Annotated in this window: 22 protein-coding genes; 9 read left to right on the forward strand and 13 right to left on the reverse strand. The window is 72.2% G+C overall.

The window, feature by feature from the left end; translation table 11 throughout:
* Entirely contained in the window at positions 1–471 is a 471-nt protein-coding gene (locus ACLJPY_RS06260) for a MarR family transcriptional regulator (protein ID WP_410587070.1), read from the forward strand.
* Between the two features lie 29 nt (positions 472–500).
* Entirely contained in the window at positions 501–1,280 is a 780-nt protein-coding gene (locus ACLJPY_RS06265; RefSeq protein WP_410587071.1) for a class I SAM-dependent methyltransferase, read from the forward strand.
* A 1-nt stretch (position 1,281) separates the two neighbouring features.
* Here ACLJPY_RS06265 and ACLJPY_RS06270 read toward each other — a convergent pair whose 3' ends face one another.
* On the reverse strand, positions 1,282–2,205 hold the full coding sequence (locus tag ACLJPY_RS06270) for an ABC transporter substrate-binding protein (RefSeq protein WP_410587072.1): 924 nt from the start codon (positions 2,203–2,205) through the stop codon (positions 1,282–1,284).
* 138 nt (positions 2,206–2,343) lie between these two features.
* Between ACLJPY_RS06270 and ACLJPY_RS06275 the strand changes: the two genes are divergently transcribed.
* A complete protein-coding gene (locus ACLJPY_RS06275; RefSeq protein ID WP_410587073.1) occupies positions 2,344–3,042 on the forward strand; it encodes an ABC transporter permease in 699 nt (232 codons plus the stop codon).
* Entirely contained in the window at positions 3,039–3,749 is a 711-nt protein-coding gene (locus ACLJPY_RS06280) for an ABC transporter permease (RefSeq protein ID WP_410587074.1), read from the forward strand. The genes ACLJPY_RS06275 and ACLJPY_RS06280 overlap by 4 nt, the downstream gene beginning before the upstream one ends.
* 37 nt (positions 3,750–3,786) lie before the next feature.
* Here the strand turns inward: ACLJPY_RS06280 and ACLJPY_RS06285 are convergent, their stop codons facing one another.
* Positions 3,787–4,662: an aldo/keto reductase family oxidoreductase gene (locus ACLJPY_RS06285; protein WP_410587075.1), complete on the reverse strand. Its 876-nt coding sequence runs from the start codon at positions 4,660–4,662 to the stop codon at positions 3,787–3,789.
* A gap of 94 nt (positions 4,663–4,756) precedes the next feature.
* On the opposite strand from ACLJPY_RS06285, the gene ACLJPY_RS06290 reads away from it, so the two are divergent.
* Positions 4,757–5,611, forward strand: a complete 855-nt coding sequence (locus ACLJPY_RS06290) for a LysR family transcriptional regulator (protein WP_410587076.1) — start codon at positions 4,757–4,759, stop codon at positions 5,609–5,611.
* 16 nt (positions 5,612–5,627) lie between these two features.
* Here the strand turns inward: ACLJPY_RS06290 and ACLJPY_RS06295 are convergent, their stop codons facing one another.
* From ACLJPY_RS06295 to ACLJPY_RS06325, 7 genes are all read right to left on the reverse strand, one after another.
* Positions 5,628–6,191 carry a cadmium resistance transporter gene (locus ACLJPY_RS06295; RefSeq protein WP_410587077.1) on the reverse strand — a complete coding sequence of 188 codons (564 nt, stop codon included), beginning with the start codon at positions 6,189–6,191 and terminating at the stop codon, positions 5,628–5,630.
* A gap of 17 nt (positions 6,192–6,208) precedes the next feature.
* Positions 6,209–7,657, reverse strand: coding sequence for an aromatic amino acid lyase (locus ACLJPY_RS06300; RefSeq protein ID WP_410587078.1), 1,449 nt, complete (start codon positions 7,655–7,657; stop codon positions 6,209–6,211).
* The gene (locus ACLJPY_RS06305; protein WP_410587079.1) at positions 7,654–8,661 is read right to left on the reverse strand and encodes an ornithine cyclodeaminase family protein; all 1,008 of its coding nucleotides are present in this window, start codon (positions 8,659–8,661) and stop codon (positions 7,654–7,656) included. Before ACLJPY_RS06305 ends, ACLJPY_RS06300 begins: the two co-directional genes overlap by 4 nt.
* Positions 8,658–9,200 (reverse strand): YbaK/EbsC family protein, encoded by a 543-nt coding sequence (locus ACLJPY_RS06310; RefSeq protein ID WP_410587080.1) that lies wholly within the window; start codon positions 9,198–9,200, stop codon positions 8,658–8,660. Before ACLJPY_RS06310 ends, ACLJPY_RS06305 begins: the two co-directional genes overlap by 4 nt.
* Positions 9,201–9,213: 13 nt before the next feature.
* On the reverse strand, positions 9,214–9,507 hold the full coding sequence (locus tag ACLJPY_RS06315) for a DUF2516 family protein (RefSeq protein ID WP_410587081.1): 294 nt from the start codon (positions 9,505–9,507) through the stop codon (positions 9,214–9,216).
* A gap of 84 nt (positions 9,508–9,591) precedes the next feature.
* Positions 9,592–10,281 carry a hypothetical protein gene (locus tag ACLJPY_RS06320; protein WP_410587082.1) on the reverse strand — a complete coding sequence of 230 codons (690 nt, stop codon included), beginning with the start codon at positions 10,279–10,281 and terminating at the stop codon, positions 9,592–9,594.
* On the reverse strand, positions 10,278–10,694 hold the full coding sequence (locus ACLJPY_RS06325; protein ID WP_410587603.1) for a helix-turn-helix domain-containing protein: 417 nt from the start codon (positions 10,692–10,694) through the stop codon (positions 10,278–10,280). The genes ACLJPY_RS06320 and ACLJPY_RS06325 overlap by 4 nt, the downstream gene beginning before the upstream one ends.
* A gap of 144 nt (positions 10,695–10,838) precedes the next feature.
* Between ACLJPY_RS06325 and ACLJPY_RS06330 the strand changes: the two genes are divergently transcribed.
* Entirely contained in the window at positions 10,839–11,984 is a 1,146-nt protein-coding gene (locus ACLJPY_RS06330) for a methyltransferase domain-containing protein (RefSeq protein ID WP_410587083.1), read from the forward strand.
* On the opposite strand, the gene ACLJPY_RS06335 is transcribed toward ACLJPY_RS06330, so the two are convergent.
* Genes ACLJPY_RS06335 through ACLJPY_RS06345 form a run of 3 tightly spaced genes read right to left on the reverse strand, consistent with a single transcriptional unit; the run spans position 11,981 to position 13,341 of the window.
* Positions 11,981–12,592, reverse strand: a complete 612-nt coding sequence (locus ACLJPY_RS06335; RefSeq protein ID WP_410587084.1) for a nucleoside kinase — start codon at positions 12,590–12,592, stop codon at positions 11,981–11,983. The two genes, ACLJPY_RS06330 and ACLJPY_RS06335, sit on opposite strands and share 4 nt — an antisense overlap.
* 1 nt (position 12,593) lies before the next feature.
* Positions 12,594–12,920 (reverse strand): zf-TFIIB domain-containing protein, encoded by a 327-nt coding sequence (locus ACLJPY_RS06340; RefSeq protein WP_410587085.1) that lies wholly within the window; start codon positions 12,918–12,920, stop codon positions 12,594–12,596.
* Between the two features lie 52 nt (positions 12,921–12,972).
* Positions 12,973–13,341, reverse strand: coding sequence for a VOC family protein (locus ACLJPY_RS06345; protein ID WP_410587086.1), 369 nt, complete (start codon positions 13,339–13,341; stop codon positions 12,973–12,975).
* 83 nt (positions 13,342–13,424) lie between these two features.
* Here ACLJPY_RS06345 and ACLJPY_RS06350 point away from each other — a divergent pair, with 83 nt between their 5' ends.
* Complete coding sequence (locus ACLJPY_RS06350; RefSeq protein ID WP_410587087.1) at positions 13,425–13,889, forward strand: CGNR zinc finger domain-containing protein; 465 nt, start codon at positions 13,425–13,427, stop codon at positions 13,887–13,889.
* Positions 13,890–14,101: 212 nt separating this feature from the next.
* Here the strand turns inward: ACLJPY_RS06350 and ACLJPY_RS06355 are convergent, their stop codons facing one another.
* A complete protein-coding gene (locus ACLJPY_RS06355; RefSeq protein ID WP_410587088.1) occupies positions 14,102–15,400 on the reverse strand; it encodes a DUF445 domain-containing protein in 1,299 nt (432 codons plus the stop codon).
* Between the two features lie 29 nt (positions 15,401–15,429).
* Here ACLJPY_RS06355 and ACLJPY_RS06360 point away from each other — a divergent pair, with 29 nt between their 5' ends.
* Together ACLJPY_RS06360 and ACLJPY_RS06365 are read left to right on the forward strand one after the other, a co-directional pair.
* Positions 15,430–16,605, forward strand: coding sequence for a pyridoxal phosphate-dependent aminotransferase (locus tag ACLJPY_RS06360; RefSeq protein WP_410587089.1), 1,176 nt, complete (start codon positions 15,430–15,432; stop codon positions 16,603–16,605).
* A 751-nt stretch (positions 16,606–17,356) separates the two neighbouring features.
* Positions 17,357–18,706, forward strand: coding sequence for a hypothetical protein (locus tag ACLJPY_RS06365; protein ID WP_410587090.1), 1,350 nt, complete (start codon positions 17,357–17,359; stop codon positions 18,704–18,706).
* Positions 18,707–18,940 lie beyond the last annotated feature (234 nt).

Raw genomic sequence — 18,940 nt, forward strand, 5'->3', positions numbered from 1 at the left:
ATGGGTTCGGGAGCGCACCGCCGGTCGACCGTGGCGGTGAAGGACGCGCTGCGCGAGCTGCGCAACCAGCTTTCGCTGCTGAACCACCAGGTCAGCGCGCAGCTGGCGCTGAAGGACGTCGACCTCGACTGCCTGGAGCTGATCGCCCGGCACGGCCCGCTCGGCCCGAGCGCGCTCGCCCGCCGGGCCGGGCTGCACCCGGCGACGATGACCGGCATCCTCGACCGGCTGCAGAAGGGCGGCTGGATCGTCCGGGAACGCGACCCCGAGGCGGCCGACCGGCGGTCGGTCACCGTGCGGGCGGTCCGTGGCCGCACCGGGGAGCTGTTCCGGCTGTACGCGGGGATGAACACCGCGATGGACGAGCTCTGCGCCGGCTACAGCGAGGACGAGCTCGAGCTGATCGCCGGGTTCCTGCGCCGGACGACGTCAGCCGGTCACACCGCCACCGACGACCTCGCGAAGGACTGACCAGCGGTTTTTGTGCTGTACTGCGTGCCATGTGGGAGTCAGGCGGCGCTTACGAGGCCTACATCGGACGGTGGAGCCGCCGGATCGCGCCGACGTTCGTCCGGCAGCTCGGCGCTCCCGCGGGCCGCCGCTGGCTCGACGTCGGCTGCGGCACGGGCGCGCTGACGGCGGCGGTGCTGGCGGCGGCCGACCCGGCCGAAGTCGTCGGCGCCGACCCGTCCGAGGGGTTCCTGACGACGGCTCGCGCGGACGTGACCGATCCGCGGGCGACGTTCACGCTCGCCGACGCGCGCTCGCTGCCGTTCCCGGACGCCCGGTTCGACGTGGTCGTTTCGGGCCTGGTGCTGAACTTCGTCCCCGAGCCGGCCCGCGCGGCGGCGGAGATCGCGCGGGTCACCGCGCCGGGCGGCCGGGCCGCGGCGTACTTCTGGGACCTCGCCGAAGGCATGGAGCTGATCCGGCGGTTCTGGGACGCGGCCGCCGAGCTCGACCCGGAGCCGGTCGCCGAGCTGGACGAGGGCCGCAAGTTCACGCTGTGCCGCCCGGAGCCGCTGCGCCGGCTCTGGACGGAGGCGGGCTTCGCGGCGGTGTCGGTCGGCGAAATCACGATCCCGACGGTGTTCCGGGACTTCGACGACTACTGGCAGCCGTTCCTCGGCGCGCAGGGCCCGGCGCCGGTTTACCTGGCGACGCTCCCCGAGGCCCGGCGCGACCGGATCCGCGAGCTGCTGCGCGAGCGCCTGCCGGCGAACCCGGACGGCTCGATCCCGCTGACGGCCCGGGCCTGGGTCGTCAGCGGGACCGCCTAGCTCAGAGCCCGGCCTTGCCCAGCCAGTCCTTCGCGACGTCCTCGGCCCGTTCGCCGTCGGAGTCGACGCGCTTGTTCAGGTCACGCATGACGTCGGTCGTCAGCTTCGCGCTGACCGCGTTCACGACGGTGGCGAAGTCCGCTCCGCGCTCGTCGAGCACCTTCTTGTTCACCGCGGGCACGACGTTCTCGGTCGGCACGATGTTCTGGTCGTCCTTGAGCACCGTGTAGTTCGAGTCACCGGTCAGCGGGCTGACCGAGTCGACCGGGATGACCGTGACGGCCCCGGACTTGAGCTGCTGGACCCGCGGCCCGGCCTCCTGGATCGTCTGGAAGGTGATGTTGGTCAGCTTGTAGACGTCGGTGAAGCCCTTGAAGCACGGGAGGCGCTTCTCGCACTCCGGCGGGCCCGCCATCACGACCTTGTCGAGCTTCTTCAGGTCGCTGATCGACGCGATGCCCTTTTCCTTGGCCAGGTCGGACTTGATGATGTAGGTGTTCTTGTCCTCGGCGGGCGCGAAGTTCAGCAGGCCGACGCCGGTGGGCTCGAACAGCTTCGCCAGCTGCTCGTGCTCCTCCTGCGCGGTCTTGCCCGCCTCCTTGCCGAAGCCGGTGGTGATCGCCGCACCCTGGTACTCCGGGATGAACTGCAGCTCACCGGACTTCAGCGACGGGTAGATCAGCTCCCGCGAACCCAGGTTCAGCTTCCGCGTCACCGGGTAGCCCTTGGCCTCCAGCGCCTGCGCGTAGATCTCGGCGAGGATCTGGCTGTCGGTGAAGTTGAAGGACGCGACGACGATCGGCGCCCCGCCCTTGCTCTGCGCGGCGGGCTTGTCACCGCTGTCGCTGCCGCCACCACAGGCGGCCAAGCCCAGCGTCGCCGCGACGGCCACCGCCACCACGGACGCGTTCCGGAACCAGCGCACGAATCCCCACTCCCTCGTCACTCGAACAGACGAAAGGACCCTAGCGCCGCTCTCCGACAAGAATCCACATCGTGGGAGATTGACCGCGGAATTCCCACTCCGCGGAATATTTGGGCCCGATCGGGGTAGGGTCGGGCCGTGCACGTGACCGCGGTGACGCCGCTGGCCGCCGAAAGCGGGCCGCCGATCTTCCAGTGGAGGTGGGTGGACCGCAACGCCGACGCCATCGTCCAGCGCTTCGTCGAGCACATCTCGCTGACCGGTGCCGCACTCGGCGTCGGCCTGGTGGTCTCCGTCGGGCTCGCCGTGCTTTCCCTGCGTTACCGCTGGTCGTACCCGGTGATCCTGGGCACAGCGGGCGCACTGTACGTGATCCCGAGCCTGGGCGCGTTCGCGGTGCTGGTGCCGTTCTTCGGGCTGACGTTCCTCACCGCGATGATCCCGCTCGCGACGTACACGCTGCTCATCCTGGTCCGCAACATCGTCACCGGCGTCGACCAGGTGCCGAACGAGGTCCGCGAGGCGGCGGTCGGCATGGGGTACACGCGCGGCAGGCTGCTGTGGCAGATCGAGCTGCCCCTCGCCCTGCCGGTGGTGATCGCCGGCCTGCGCGTCGCGGCGGTGACCACGATCGGCCTGGTGACGGTCACCTCGATGCTCGGCCTCGGCGGCCTGGGCTACTTCATCCGCGCGGGCATCCAGACGGCGACCCCCAACCCGACGGAGATCATCGTCGGCATGGCCCTGTCGGTCGTCCTGGCGGTGGCGGTCGATCTGGTGCTGTGGCTGGGCGAACGCGTGCTGGCGCCGTGGTCGCGGAAGGTGCGGGCGCGATGAGCTTCCTGGACCAGCTGAACGCGTGGCTCGCGGACCCGAACCGCTGGAGCTGGACCGACAAGGCCGGCGTCCCCTACCGCACGCTGGAGCACCTCAGGTTTTCCCTGCTGGCCCTGCTGATCGCGGCGGTGCTGACGATCCCGGCGGCGCTGTGGCTGGCCCACTACCGCCGCGGCGCGTTCCTCGCGAGCAGCGCGGTGAACATCGGCCGTGCGATCCCGAGCTTCGGGCTGATCATCCTGTTCTGGTTCCTGGCGAGCCGCTGGGAGGTCGACACGACGTTCTGGCCGTTGCTGCTGGCCCTGGTCGCGCTGGCGATGCCGCCGTTGTTCACGAACACGTACGCGGGCGTGGTGACGCTGGAGCAGGAGACGATCGACGCGGCCCGCGGAACGGGCTACCGCGAGTGGCAGATCATGCTGCGCCTCGAGCTCCCGCTGGCGTCCCCGGTGCTCCTGGCGGGCGCCCGGGTGGCCTTCCTCCAGCTGATCGCGACGGTGGCGATCGGCGCGATCGTCAACGACGGCGGCGGACTGGGCCGCTACATCGTCGACGGCTTCGCGCTGGGGGCGCAGGGCTACGGAGCCATCTTCGCGGGCGGCCTGGCGGCCGTGGTGCTGGCGCTGGCGTGCGACGGCGCGTTCGCGTTGCTCACCCGCTTGGCCACCCCCCGCGGCCTCGCGCTGCAGAACGCGCGCCGCGGCTGAGCGGGCCCGATCCGGGCCGGGCCCGCGGCGCCGGCGGTTATCCGGCGGCGATCTCGTCCAGCTCGCGCACGTCGTCGTCGGACAGGGCGATCCCCGCACCCGCCACGTTCTCCGTCAGGTGCGTCACCGACGAGGTGCCGGGGATGAGCAGGATGTTCGGCGAGCGCTGCAGCAGCCAGGCCAGGGCGACCGACATCGGTGCCGTGTTCAGGCGCGTGGCGACGGCTGACAGCGCCGAGGACTGCAGGGGGCTGAAGCCGCCGAGCGGGAAGAACGGAACGTAGGCGATGCCGTCGCCGGCCAGTTCGTCGATCAGGTGGTCGTCGTGGCGGTGGGCGAGGTTGTACATGTTCTGCACGCAGACGATCGGCGCGATCGACCGGGCCTCGGCGACCTGCTCGGCGGTCGCGTTGGAGACGCCGAGGTGCCGGATCAGGCCCTGCTGCTGGAGCTCGACCAGCGTTTCGAACGCCTCGGCGAGCGAGCCCGGCTGTGGCCCGAGTGCGTTGCCGAGCCGGAGGTTGACCAGGTCGAGCCGCTCCAGGCCGAGGGTTTCCAGGTCCTCCTGGACGGCCTCGCGCAGATCCGCGGGCCGGCGGGCGGGCGGCCAGCCGCCCTGCTCGTCGCGGCGCGCGCCGACCTTGGTGACGATGTGCAGCGACTCCGGGTAGGGGTGCAGCGCTTCGCGGATCAGCTCGTTGGTGACGCGCGGGCCGTAGACGCCGGAGGTGTCGATGTGGGTGATGCCGAGGTCGACGGCCTTGCGCAGGACGGCGAGCGCGCCGTCGCGGTCGGACGGCGGCCCCATGACCCCGGGGCCGGCCAGCTGCATGGCGCCGTAGCCGAACCGGGTGGTGGTCAGGTCGCCGAGGGTCCAGGTCCCGCCGGGCAGGGAAACGGTGTTCGTGCTCATGGCGTCGATGATCCGGCGCGGCCGGGGGCAGCGGCCAACACCGATCCGGTGAGCTGTGATACTCGTGGGGTATCAGCGCGAGGTACGATGAGGCATGGACACCGTGGAGACCCGGGAGCTGCGTTACTTCGTCGCGGTGGCCGAGGAACTGCACTTCGGGCGGGCCGCCGAGCGGCTCGGCATCGCGCAGCCCCCGCTGTCCCGGGCGATCCAGCAGCTCGAGCGGCGCCTCGGCGTCACCCTGCTGGAGCGCAACCGCCGCGGTGTGCTGCTGACCGGCGCCGGCGAGGTCCTGCTGGAGGAAGGCCGCGCGACGCTCGACGCGGCGGCGGCCGCCGTGCGCCGGACCCGCCGGGCAGGCGATCGGGGCGGTGGCCGCGATCGGCTGGTGCTGGCGGTGAAGGCCGGCGCGTTCCACGAGCTGTTGAACAAGCTGCTCGACGCCTACGCGGCCGAGCCGGGAGCGGCCGAGATCGAGGTCCTGCCGAGTGGCCTGTGCGAGCAGGAGAGCATGCTGCGCGACGGCCGCGCCGACGTGGCGCTGATGCACACGCCGTTCAACTCCCTCGCCGGGTTCGACAGCGTCGAACTGACGACGGAGGGGCAGGTGGCCATCCTGCCCGCGAAACATCCCCTCGCGGCGCGCAAATCGTTGTCGATGGCGGAAATCGCGGACGTCCCGGAGCTTCCGCTCGCCCGCTGGTCCCGCCACGACAGCTACCCGCCGGGCCCGGGACCCGAAGTCCACGACCAGACGCAGCTGGCCCAGCTGATCGCGCTCGGCCGGACCATGACGGTGTTCCCCGAGTCGGCTCGCACGTGGCTGTGGGAGGAACACGCCGCCGTTCCACTGACCGACGCTCCCCCGGTCACCACGCACATCGTCTGGCCGGCGCACAGCCGCTCCCGCACCCTGGCCGGGCTGGTCCGGTCGGCGTCACGGCTCTGACCGGCACACCACGGGGTCAGAAGGCGCCCGTCAGGATCAGCACACCGAGCGCGATCAGCACCACCGGCAGCACGACGTGGCCCCACCGCCCGAGCACCCGCGCGATGCCCGGCCGGGTGGCCAGGAACCGGCCCGCGAGACACCACACCGCCACACCAACCAGGAACACCACGACGTAACCCGCCAGACCCGCGGGCCCGGTGGCGGCGAACGCCGGGACGTACACGCCGACGTTGTCCCCGCCGTTCGCGAAGCACACCACGGCGATCCCGAGCACGCCCGTCGCCGGTGACGGCTCGTCGTCGTCCCGGTTCCGCGCCCGCCACGCCGCCCGGATGCCGAGCAGCACCGGCAGCACACCCAGCCAGCGGACCGTCCCGTCCGGCAGCAGGCCGGCACCCAGCGCACCCGCCACCGACACCGTCAAGATCGCCGCGAAGCCCAGGAACTGCCCGGCCACCACCTTGAGCTCGCCGCGACGGCCGGCCGCCTGGCCGAAGAACACGGCCAGCAGCACCAGGTCGTCGACGTTCGTCACCGCGAACATCGCGGCCGCGCGCCCGAGCAGCCCGGCGTCCACACCCACCTCCGCCGGGCTCAGGCGAGCGTCGCCAGGTCGCCGGAGTGCGCCGCCCGGCACGCGGTGATCAGGCGCTCGACCTCCGGTCCGAGCGGGCGGTCTTCGTCCAGCGGCGGCACCACCGACCGCACCCACCGGTACCCCGCACGCAGTCCCGGCGTCCCCTCGCCGCCCGCCAGGTTCCGGGCCTGCGACGCCGTGATCAGCTCGCACGCCGTGATCGCGAACAGGTGCGCGGCCGCCGCGCGCAACTGCTCCCCGGCCGCCGGCGCAAACGCTTGCACGTCTTCCTGGCCGGCCGAGGTGTCGATCGAACCGAGCGTGGCCGGCGTCGCAAGCCGGCGCAGCGCGTGCAGTTCGCCGGCCGCGCGCTTGTGCAGCGGAACCAATCCCGCCTGCGGCCCCGGGTCGGCCGTGAGCTGCGGCGGCAGCCCGCTGGACCGCTCGTCCAGCAGCCGGTGCGTGCGCTGCACCGAGATTTCGCCGAGGTGCACCAGCGCGGCCGTCACCGCGTCCATGCGCAACCCCAGGTCCACCGCGTGGTAGGCGGTACCCGGCAGGAACGAACCGTCGACGAAGGACGGCGAATCGCCCGGCATCGTCGCCCAGCGCCGCCGGGTCTCCTGCAGGTCGGCGTGGACGCGGGAAGCGTGCGCCAGCGCCCGCGGCGCCACCCGCACCGAAAGCGGCGCCTGCACCACACCCGGCCGCACCGGCCCGGCGCCCACCAGCCCGGTCAGCTCGTGCAGCACCGCACGCAGGTGGTCGTCGCCACCCGCCATGACCGGGGAAAACACCTCACGCGGTGCGCCGAGCACGTCTATCGCCATCGCTGCCGTGAGCGTCTGCAGGTCGATCAGCCGCCGGGTCTCGGCCTCGCCACGCTGGGCGTGCACCACCGCGAGCGGAGACCCCTGAAGCAGCGAAGCGCCTTCTTTGGGCCCCAGCACATAAGGTGTCGCGCCACGCGCGGCGAGCGCCGACGCGGCGGACACCTCGACGCCGTCCTCCAGCACCGTGCCGATGCCGAGGAACGTCTGGAAGGCGTGGGACAGCGCGATGATCTCGCCCGAACTGCCGAGCCCGGAGCGCGGGACCGCGGGCGTGAAGCCGTCGTTCAGGCGGTCCACCAGGAACTGCACCAGCTCCGGGCTCACCCCCGACCACGGCTGCAGGAAGTCGCGCAGCCGCACGACGAGCAGCGCGCGGACGTCTTCGGGCGGCAGCCAAGGCGGGCCGCCGACCGCCCGCCCGATCAGCAGGTTGCGCTGGTGCTCGGCCTGCTGCCGCGCGTCCAGCGCGACCCCGGCGAGGCGGCCCATGCCCGTGGTGACGCCGTAGACCGGCTTTCCCGGTTCGGCAAGGGCCGCCAGGAGCGCGTTCCGGCGCCGCGTCAGGGCCGCCACCAGCGGTTCGTCCAGAACCAGCCGTTCACCGTCGGCGAACTCGCTGTCGGAGACGATCATCGGTAGGGCAGCATGGTGCCGACGCCGGAAGCCTCGGCACGGGCGAGGACCATGTCGGCCACGGCAACGTCCGTTGTGGACAGTCCGCGGTGCCAGAACAGGATCCGTTCGGCGTCGTGCTCGCGGCCCGGCTTCTTCCCGGCCACGACGTCGCCGATCTCGGCGTGGACGCCGTCGGCGGTGAGGAGGCCGGCGTTGAGCTGCGGGCGCAGGGCGCCGAACCGCGGGTCGCCGGACCGCGATTCGCGCCAGTCGTCGACCACGACCTTGTCGATGTCGTCGAGCAGCGTGAGCTCGAGCGCGCTGATCGTGCCGTAGGGCACCAGGAAGGTGCCCGGCCGGAGGAACTCGCGGCGCACCAGCGCCTCGGGCTCGACCAGCCGGGAGGCCTCGACCTGGATGTCCGCGCCGTCCAGGGTCTCCGCGGCCGTGGCGCAGACGCGGACGTCCTTGCCGAGCCGTTCGGAGAGCCGGCGGCCGAAGTCGTCGCGTGACTCCGGGCGCTTGCTGGTCACCCGGATCTCGGCGAAGTCGAACAGGGAGTCCAGCAGCACGACGTTCCACCAGGCGGTCCCGCGGGCGCCGATGTGGCCGAGCACCCGGGCGTCCGGGCGGGCGAGGTACTTCGCGCCGACGGCGGTCATCGCGCCGGTGCGGGCTTCGGTGATCATCGTGCCGTCGACGATGGCCCGCGGCATGCCGGTGTCCGGGTCGAGCAGCAGGATCAGCGCCATTTCCGAAGGGAGACCGCGCTCGAAGTTCCCCACGAAGTCACCGACGACCTTCACGCCGCTGACCTGCTTCGCGGACAGGTGGCCGCGAAGGATGTTGAAGTGGCCCTTGCCGCCGTTGTCCGGCACGAGGTGCGTCCGCGGCTCGAAGACGACCTGACCGCGGCCGTGGTCGGCGAGCACGTCCTCGACCGCGCCGACGATGTCCGCTTCGGTGATGCCGAGCGCGTCGATGTCCGCGCCGGTCAGGTACCGGAGCCAGACGGACGTCACCGGGCGAGGTCCTCGATGACCTCGGCGCCGGGCAGGGCGGCCAGCGCGGCACCGGAGACCAGCAGCTTGCTGCCGCGGATCCCGCTGCCGATGACGAGCTCGGGTGCGTCGGCGACGCGCTTGTCGAGCAGGACGGGCCAGTCGGCGGGCAAGCCGACCGGCGTGATGCCGCCGTACTCCATCCCGGTCAGCGAGACGGCTTCGTCCATCGGCGCGAACGACGCCTTCCGGACGTCGAGGCGGCGCTTGATGACGCCGTTGACGTCGGCGCGGGTGGTCGCGAGCACGAGCGCGGCGGCGAAGCGGACTTCGCCCGCGCGCTTGCCGGCGACGACGACGCAGTTCGCGGACGCCTCGAGCGGCGAGCCGTAGGCCTCGCAGAAGGCGGCGGTGTCGGCGAGCGAGGGATCGATCTCCGCGACGCCGACGGCATCCGGGTCGGCGAGCGCGGCGAGGGCCTTGGCCACGGGCTCGGCGAGCAGATCAGTACGCGTGGGGGCGGGAACGACGGTGAGGCTCCCGGCAATCGTCCAGGTCACCCCGCCAGAGTAATCACCAGCTGGAGCCGCCGCGCTGCACCTCGATCAGCTTCGGCCGGACGTCCACGATGTAGACCAGGGCCGCGGCCATGGCGGGCACGTAGAAGATCATTCCCGGGCCCATCACCGGGAACAGCACCATGGCGAGCGTCGCGCCGCCGGTGATCAGCATCCAGACGGGCTTGGTCTTGCGGTCGGCCGCGGAGTAGGCGTCGGCGCGCTGGAGCAGCGCGTGCACGAAGGCGAAGAGCCCGACCAGCGCGCTGCCCCAGTGGATGACGTTGAGGATCCAGATGGCGACTAGCACAGCGACAGCTTACGGCAAACCACCCGAACGACCCCGGCCCCGCCACCGGGGGTCCGGTGGCGGGGCCGGGTGTTCACGGCGTTTTCACTTGTCGGTCTTCGGCGCGGCCGGCTTCTTCGCGGCGGCGCTGGTGGTGCTCGTCGTGGTCGTGCGGCGGGCCGGGGCGGCCGTCTTCGGGGCCGTCTTGTTCGCGGCCTTGCGGGCGACCGAGCGGGTCTCGTGGGCGACGTCGTCACCCAGCTCCTCGATGGCGTCCGCGGTCTCGCCGGCGACCTCGGTCACCTTGCGGGCGGTCTTCTCGCCGGCCGAGCGGGTGCGCTTGGTCACCTTCGCCAGCACGCCGTCGACGCGCTCGCGCACCTCGGTCGTGACGCCCTCGACCTGGCCCTGCGCGGTGGTCAGGGCCTCCTCGAGCTGCTCGATGGCCTTCTTGACCTGCGGCTGGGTGGCGATCTTGTCCCACGCCTGCTCGCCCGACTCGGCCAGCTTGTTGTACAGCTTGAGCGCGGCCTCGGTGTACTCGTCGATGACCTTGCGCAGCTCGGCCGGGTCCAGCTTCTCGCGCAGGCTCTCGACGTCGGTCGGCAGCTCCTGCAGGTTCTTGCGGGCCACCTCGCCGCTCTTGGTCACGTTCTCCTTGGCCTTCGCCACGGCGTCGGTGACGGCGTGGGTGGCCAGGTTGCCGGCGCCGAGCGCGGCGAGCAGCGGCGTGCGGACCTGGTCGAGGGCGGTGGTGACGGCCTTCTTGACGTCTTCGGTCTTCGGGTTGGTCATGCTGACTCCTCGGTTTTCGCGGCTGGTGTGGTCTCTGGGGCGGCAGCGGATCCGGCGGCCGGCCGGGCCGCGGCGTTCTCCCGGCGGAAGGATTCGTAGACGTCGAGCAGGACCTGCTTCTGCCGTTCGGTCAGCTCGGCGTCGGCGCGGATCGCGTCGCCCACCGGCCCGCCCGTCGGCAGGTCGAGGATCCCGGCCTGCACGTACAGCGCTTCCGCCGAAATGCGCAGGCCCTTGGCGATCTGCTGCAGGATCTCCGCGCTGGGCTTGCGCACCCCGCGCTCGATCTGGCTCAGGTACGGGTTGGACACGCCGGCGAGCTTCGACAGCTGGCGCAACGAGATCTTCGCGGTGTTGCGCTGCTGGCGGATGTACTCGCCGATGTCGGAAGCGATGTCCGCGACCTTCTCCATGGGACTGCCGGATCCTGCCGTCCCACCGGTTTCCGCCATCCGGTCACCTCCTCGCGACACTTCCGACGGTACGCGCGAGTGCTAGCTATTGCAAGCACTCTGCTTGCAACCATCGGGTGTGACGCGCACCGCTACCGTGGTCCCATGACGCGCTCGGCCCGGCTGCGGCGGCGCCTCGTCGAGCACCTGCTCGACGAGGACGTCCTGCACGCCCCGGAGTGGATCGCCGCCTTCCGCGCGGTCCCGCGGCACGTCTTCCTGCCGCGGTTCTTCGTGCCCGCAGGCGGCCTGTGGGCCGCGGTCGACCGCGGCGACCCGGGCTGGCTCGAGACGGTCTACAGCCGCGACGTGCTGGTGACCCAGCTCGACGACGACCCGGCCCACTGGGAGCTCGCCCGGCGCACCGGCCCGGTCGCGGGCACGCCGACGAGCTCGTCGAGCATGCCGTCGATCATGGCGATCATGCTCGAGGAGCTGCGCGTGCGCGACGGGCAGTGCGTGCTCGAGATCGGCACCGGCACCGGGTACAACGCCGCGCTGCTGAGCCACCGCTGCGGCAGCGGCCGGGTGTCCACAGTGGACATCGACCCGGCGCTCGTCGCGGCGGCGCGCGAGCGGCTGGCCGCGGCGGGCCACCACCCGGCGTGCGCGGTGGGCGACGGCGCGCTCGGCTTCCCGGGCGGCACCGTCTTCGACCGGGTGCTGTGCACGGCGTCGGTGTCCTCGATCCCGCCCGCGTGGCTCGCGCAGACCGCGCCGGGCGGGCTGATCGTGACGACGCTCAACCGCCCGATCGGCGCCGGGCTCGTCCGGCTCGTGGTGGGCGAGGACGGCACCGCGCAGGGCCGCGTCCTCGCCCGCGACGGCCGGTTCATGCCGCTGCGCGCGCACCGGCTGCCGGAGACCGGCCCGCTGCCGATGCCCTCGCGCGGCGACTGGGAGCAGACGAGGCTGCCGATGTCGGCGGTGCTCCAGCCCCGCAAGCAGTTCGAGTTCTTCGCCGGGCTGGCGCTGCCCGGCGTCCGGCCGGTGCGCGAAGGCGGCGGCGACGCGGCGAGCGTCGCGCTGGTCCACCCGGACGGCTCGTGGGTCCGCCACCGCAAGCGCGGCGGCGCGGACGAAGTGGCCCAGGGTGGCCCGCGGCCGCTGTGGGAGATCGCGGAAGCGGCGTTCGTCGAGTGGTGCGAGCTGGGCAAGCCGGACCGCGACCGCTTCGGGGTGACGGTGACCGGCGACCGGCAGGAGTTCTGGCTCGACTCGCCGGCCGGCCGCACCTGGCCGTTGCCCTAAGGAAGCCGCGCGCGGATCCACGCCGCCACGTGGTCGGCGGTCGCCTCCGTGGACGCCTCCGTGGTGTCGAACAGGTCGACGCCGAGGGCGAGGGCCGAGGTCCGGAGCCAGTCGTTGAACTCCAGCATCTCTTCGATCCGCGGCTCGTCCCACTCACGCCACGCGGGCCGCGCGCGCAGCCGGGCGCGCAACGACTCCGGCGACCCGACCAGCGCCAGGTAGTGGATCTCGCTGAAGAACGCGCGCTCCGGCAACGCCTCGAACTCCGGCGGCGCGACCGTCCCGCACAGCACGACCGGGCGCCCGTTCTGCTGCACCATCGCCGCCATCCGCAGCCAGACCGAGCGGAACGTCCCGACGTCGTCGTGCAGGGCGTCGATCCAGAGGATGTCCTGCTCGAGCAGGACGACGTCGCCGGCGAACCGCTCGGCCAGCAGCGGCCCCACCGTGGACTTCCCGGCGCCGCTCGGGCCGGTCAGCGCGAACAGGGGCAGCTTCCGGAACGGCCGCAGCTGCCCGCACTTCGGGCAGGTGATGACCGCGCCCGCGACGACCGGGCGTTCGGCCAGCTCGCCGCACGCCGGGCAGATCCGCAGGTCGAGCCCCATGTCAGTCGAAGAGGTTCTCGAGGAAGCCGCGCTTGCGGTGCCCGTGCCCGTACGGCCGCGGCGAGTCGGCGTAGCCCCCGCGGTACGGCTTCGGCGAGTCGGCGTACCCGCCCCGGTACGGCCGGGGCGAGTCCGAGTACCCGCGGTGCGGCCGCGGCGAGTCCGGGTAGCCGCCGCGGTGGGGCCGCGGCGAGTCGGGACGCCCCCGGTGGCCGTAGAACGAGCTCTCCGCCCCGGCGATCGCCTCGAGCTCACCGCGGTCCAGGAAGATCCCGCGGCAGCCGTCGCACTGGTCGATGTGGATGCCGTTCTTGTCGACGGTCCGCATGAGGTTCTGACACTTCGGACAAATCACCCCACCGAGCTTACGCAGAAATCCGTCAGCAGGCGCAGAGGCAGAACGGGTGCCCGACCGGATCGGCGTAGACGCGGAACGTCTCGGGCCGGTCGTCGAGCAGCTTCGCGCCCAGGCCGAGCACGCGCTCGTGCGCCGCTTCCAGGTCCGTGACGTTCAGGTCCAGGTGCAGCTGCTGCGGGTGCTCCGCCGAGGGCCACACGGGCGGCCGGTAGTCGGGCACGCGCTGGAAGGCGATCCCCGCCCCGCCCGCGGGGTTGGTCAGCGTCACCCAGTGCCCGTCCGCCGCCACTTCGGGCGCGTCCCATTCGAGGACCGAGCGGTAGAACTCCGCCAGCGCCACCGGGTCCGGGCAGTCGAGGGCCACCACACCCAGCGTCGGTACCGCACCCATCGTCGCTCCCTTCGATCACGAGTAACCAGTGAAGCGATTATGTGGGTTAGCCCACGCAAAGGCAACCGCCGTACAATCGGCAGGTGCACACCGACGCCTCCCTCGTGGTGGACTTCCTGAACACGGTCAACGTCGAAGAGGGCACCGACCTGCTCGAAGACCCCGCGCAGTGGCACGAGTGGGCAGCCGCCCACGCACTGACGGCCAACCCGGCCACCGAGGCCCGCGCAGCCCGCGACGCGCTGCGCGCAGCGATCGGCGACCCCCGCCTCCCGGCCGGCCACGCCGACGTGGACACCCGGATTTCCCTGACGGCCGACGGCCCGGCCCTGGTGGCGGCCGACGTCGTCGGCGCGGTGTTCGTCGCGTGCGCCCGCCTGGTGGTCCGCGGCGACTGGATCCGGCTGAAGATCTGCCCGGCGGACACGTGCCTGTGGGCGTTCTACGACGAGTCGCGCAACCGGTCGCGGACGTGGTGCTCGATGCGGGTGTGCGGCAACCGGGAGAAGGCACGGGGCTGGCGCGCCCGCACCGCCACCGCGGGCTGAGAGCCCTCATTCGAGCGGCGGACACTCGAACGGTTGTGGACAACTTGGGGACGAGGCACCACATATCCACGCCCCCGACCGCCGCGCCCCCACACGTTGTGGACAGCCGTTAGGCCATCACCGTGAAAAGTTGTGGATAACCCCGGGGATAACTCAGCTTCCTGTGGACAACTGGTTTAGAGCTCCCCCGGGTGTGGTATAGGAATCAGCCGTCAGAACAGCAGCTCCGCCACGGCGTAGATGACCAGGCCGGCGAGCGCGCCGACGACCGTGCCGTTGATCCGGATGAACTGCAGGTCGCGGCCCACCTGGAGCTCGATCTTGCGGGACGTCTCCTCCGCGTCCCACCGCTCGACCGTGTCCGTGATGATCGTGGTGATCTCGCGTGAGTAGTTCTTGACCAGGTACGCCGCGGCGCCCTCGACCCAGCCGTCGGCCTTCGCGCGCAGCTGGTCGTCGGACACCAGGCGCGATCCGAGGGAGACCAGCCCCAGCCGGACGCGGCGGCGCAGCTCGCTCGACGGGTCCTCGGCCGCCGTCAGCAGCATCTCCTTCGCCGTGCTCCACGCCGAGCCGATCAGGCGCTGGACCTCCTCGTGGTGCACGATCTGGCCCTTGACCTGCTCGGCGCGGGCCATCACGTCGGGATCGGTCTGCAAGTCCTGTGCGAACTCGCCGAGGAACTTGTCCAGCGCCAGCCGCATCGGGTGGTTGACGTCGGTCTTGACCGCCCACGCGAAGGACAGCACCTCGCCGTACACCTTGTCCGCAAGCATCTCGTCGACGAACTTCGGCGACCAGCTCGGCGCCCGGTCCGAAACCACGCGCAGCATCGTCGTGTGGTTTTCGCGCACCCACTCGTAGCCGCGGTCGCACATCAGGTCCACGAGCTTGTGGTGGGCGCCGTCGGCGAACACGCCCTGCAGGATCTTGCCGAGGGGCGGGCCCCACGGCTTGTCGATGATCCGGCGCGCGACGGCCTGCTCCATGATCGCCTGGACGTCTTCGTCGCGGAGGACGCGGACGGCGGCGCGGACCATCGTCGACAGCTCCGACGTCACGCGCTCGGCGTTCTCCTCCTGCGCCAGCCACGCGCCGAGGCGCCGCGCTAGTTCGACCCGCTTGAGCTTGTCGCGCACGACCTCCTCGGAGAGGAAGTTGGAGCCGACGAAGTCGCCGAGGCTGTTGCCCAGCGCGTCCTTCTTGTTCGGGATGATCGCCGTGTGCGGGATCTTCAGCCCGAGCGGGTGCCGGAACAGCGCCGTGACGGCGAACCAGTCGGCCAGCGCGCCGACCATGCCCGCCTCGGCCGCGGCGCGCACGTAGCCGACCCAGCCCGGCCAGCCGGCCGACTGCGCCCAGCTGGTCAGCAGGAACACCAGCGTCGCGCCGAGCAGGAACGACAGCGCGACGAGCTTCATCTTGCGCAGCGCACGCCGCTTTTCCTCTTCACCGGCCGCGCCGCCCGGTGGGTCGGCGGGCGTCACCCTCGCGGGGGTCAGTTGCTCCACACCGCCATTGTCCGTGAGGATGGCTGATCGTGCGCGAACCTGCTCTCGTCCCCCGCCTCCGGCCGTTCACCTCGACCATCTTCGCCGAGATGACCGCGCTGGCCGTCCGGCACGACGCCGTCAACCTCGGCCAGGGCTTCCCGGACACCGACGGCCCGGACGGCATGCTCGAAGCGGCGAAGAACGCCCTGTTCGGCGGGGCCAACCAGTACCCGCCGGGCCCCGGGCGGCCCGAGCTGCGGGCGGCCATCGCGCGGCACCGGCGGCGCTACGGCACCGAGTACGACCCGGACACCGAGATCCTCGTCACCGCGGGCGCCACCGAGGCCATTGCGGCCGCGTTGCTGGCCCTGACCGAGCCGGGCGACGAAGTGCTCGTCATCGAGCCCTACTACGACTCCTACGCCGCCGCGGTCGCCATGGCCGGCGCCGAGCGGCGGGTCGTCGGCCTCGTCGAAGGCCCGGACGGCCGCTTCGGCCTCGACGTCGACGGCCTGCGCGCCGCCGTCACGCCGCGGACCAGGGCGATCCTGGTGAACTCCCCGCACAACCCGACCGGCACCGTGTTCACCCGCGCCGAGCTGGAAGCCCTGGCCGCGCTGTGCGTCGAACACGACCTCATCGCCATCTGCGACGAGGTCTACGAGCACCTGGTCTTCGACGTGTCAAGCGGAGTTGAGCACATCCCGCTGGTCACGCTGCCCGGGATGCGGCCGCGGACGGTGAGCATCTCCAGCGCGGGCAAGACGTTCAACTGCACCGGCTGGAAGATCGGCTGGGTCTGCTCGACGCCGGAACTCGTCGCCGCGGTGAAGGCGGCGAAGCAGTTCATCACCTTCGTCTCGGGCGGCCCGCTGCAGCCGGCCGTGGCGCACGCGCTCGACCACGAACTGCCCTGGGTCGACGGCCTGCGCGCGTCGCTGCAGGACAAGCGCGACCGGCTCTCGACCGGCCTCGCGGACGCGGGGTTCGCCGTGCGGCCGACGGCGGGCACGTACTTCGTCTGCGTCGACGTGCGGCCGCTCGGCTTCACCGACGCCGCCGACCTGGCCTGGGAGCTGCCGGGCCGGGTGGGCGTCGCCGCGGTGCCGGTGAAGGTGTTCACCGATCACCCGGACGAGTGGAAACACCTGCTGCGTTTCGCGTTCTGCAAGCGCAACGAGGTCATCGACGAGGCCATCACCCGATTGCGCAAACTGGTCTGATCACCGCGGTCCGGCTGAGTAGACGGCGTCCGGGGCCGTTCCCGGGCCGCACCGGGCGCCGGGGGCGCGCGGGGCGGGACGCCGGAGCCCGGCGGGACGGCACGGCACGTCCACCACTTGCCACGCCGAGTCGTCACTCTCCGCGACACCGGTGACTGCGTCCTGCAACGGCCGAGGTGGGCACCGGAGTCCTGCGGCGCGGCCCTCCGCCTGCCGGTGCCGCGCCGCGCCGGACGACCCGGAGCGTCGCACCGGCCGCCGTTTTCGCCATCACTCACCGCAGCCGGCTCCCGGACGGGCGACCCCCGCGGGTTTCCGCGCGAGGCAAGCGAAGTCGCGCGCTGAACCCGTTCGGCCCAGTGGGCTTACCCCATCCCGGGCCGATTTCCGGCGGCCCGGCCGAACCGCGGGACGCACACCGAGCGAAACCGGCTCGGCACGGACTGCCATCGGCCGCGCGGAAACATCAGGTCAGCCGAAAATGTGCAATTTGCAGAACTCGTCCGAATGGCCGTAAGCCCGCACCCGAACGGCACTGAGAGTGATCAACTCGTCGGCCGCAGATGCGTTGCCGGGTAGGGCCGCTCGGCCTCGCGGGCTGGATCGAACGCGGGAGAGATGAAAGACTCCCGAACGGTGCTGGAACGAGTGCAGCCTTCGGGGGAACTGCGACCTGGCCGGAGAAAGATTCAGCAGGAACGGGCTCGAGCGGGGAATGCGGAAGCCTCAGGCGCGGACGGTGGTGGTGGCGGTGAGCAGCACGGCGGACGCCCCCGTGCGTCCTGCGCTCACCCGGGGTGACCTGGCTGCCTCCCACGCGCGCGGGCGCGCACCGCGGCCGTGGACGGCGTCGCTGCAGCGTCCCGCGGCCAAGATCCTGGTCGCCGGCGGTCTGACCCTCGCGGGCTGGCTGCTCGGCGGCGCGCTCTCCGGCAGCACCGCATCGGCGGCCGCCGCGCCGTCGTGCCCCGAAGCACCCGTGGTTTCCACTGTGGACCACGCCGCGAAGCCGCTCTGGCACGCCAAGCACCGCAAGAGCCACCACGAGACCGGCGCCCCCACGTGCGCGGTGCGGCCGAAGACCGACAGCGCCGAGCCGCCGCAGGACACGCAGCCGCCGGCGGACGACCCCGCTGTGTCCGAGACCACAAAGGACACCTCGCGCGCCGAAGACCAGGCCACGGCGACGCCGGACCGTCCGTCCGCCGAAGCCACGCCGGACAGCCCGGCCACCGATGAGCCCGCGGCCACCACAAAGGCCACCACAGAGGCCACCACGAAGGCCACCTCCTTCGCGGCGAGTTCGGCCGCCGAAGCACCGAAGGCCACCTCCACCGGCGGGAACCTGCTCGGCAACCTCGTCGGCGGCACGCTCGGCGCGGTCACCGGAGCGACCACAAAGGACACCGCCGCGGCCCCGGCCAAGACCACCTCGTCCGGCGGCGGCCTGGTCGGCGGTCTCGTCGGCGGCGTCCTCGACGTGGTCGGCGGGACGCTCGACACCGTCGCGGGCACGCTCGGCACGGTCACGGACACGCTGTCCCACACGGTGCTGGCGCCGCTGACCCAGCCGCCCGCCGGCCAGCCCGGTGCGCCCGTGCTGCTGCCCCTCGACGACCTCCTGAGCCCGGTGCTCGGCGGCGCGAACGCCACCAGCGGCGCCACGGCCGTGACCACGGTCCCGGGCGCGACGGCCGTCGGCACGCCGGCCCCGGCCACGGTCGTCGAGTCCGCGCCGGTCGCCGCCGATTCGACGACGGCGGACCAGCAGAGCACCCGGTTCGCGGTCGCGCACCCGGTCGTCCGGCACGCGGAGACGCTGCCGGCGGTCCACGAGCAGCCGCGCGACTCCGGCACCCACGCCTCCACGGGCGGCGGCGGCGACTCCACGCCGGGCCTGCCCGGCGGCACCACCGCCCCGAGCGCGCCGGCCCCCACCGCGGCCCCGGGCCACGACGGCTCCGGCGGCGCCCGCCACGCCTTCGCCGTCCACACCGACGACGTCACCACCACGCAGCTCAAGCTGATCGGTACCAGCCGCGGCCACGATGCCGACGGCGCAGGCAGGGAAGCCGCCCTGCCCACCACCTCCCCCGACTGACCCCGGACCGGGCCGCCGGGGACAAGTGCGCCCGTTTTCAGGTCGTCCGAGCGCGCCCGCGCGCCGTTGATGCGTGACGAATCCCCAGCTCCAGCCACAAATCCGTGACTCTTTCACGTCTCGTGACGCCGCTTGCGCGCGTCCGAAGCACCCAGGGGCGAACCCATGCGAAACCACGAACTTTCCGACCGGCCGACCGCGCCCGGCCGGGTCGGATCCCGGTCCCGGCGCCGC

This window comes from Amycolatopsis sp. lyj-23, from assembly GCF_046549135.1.
Taxonomy (GTDB): domain Bacteria; phylum Actinomycetota; class Actinomycetes; order Mycobacteriales; family Pseudonocardiaceae; genus Amycolatopsis.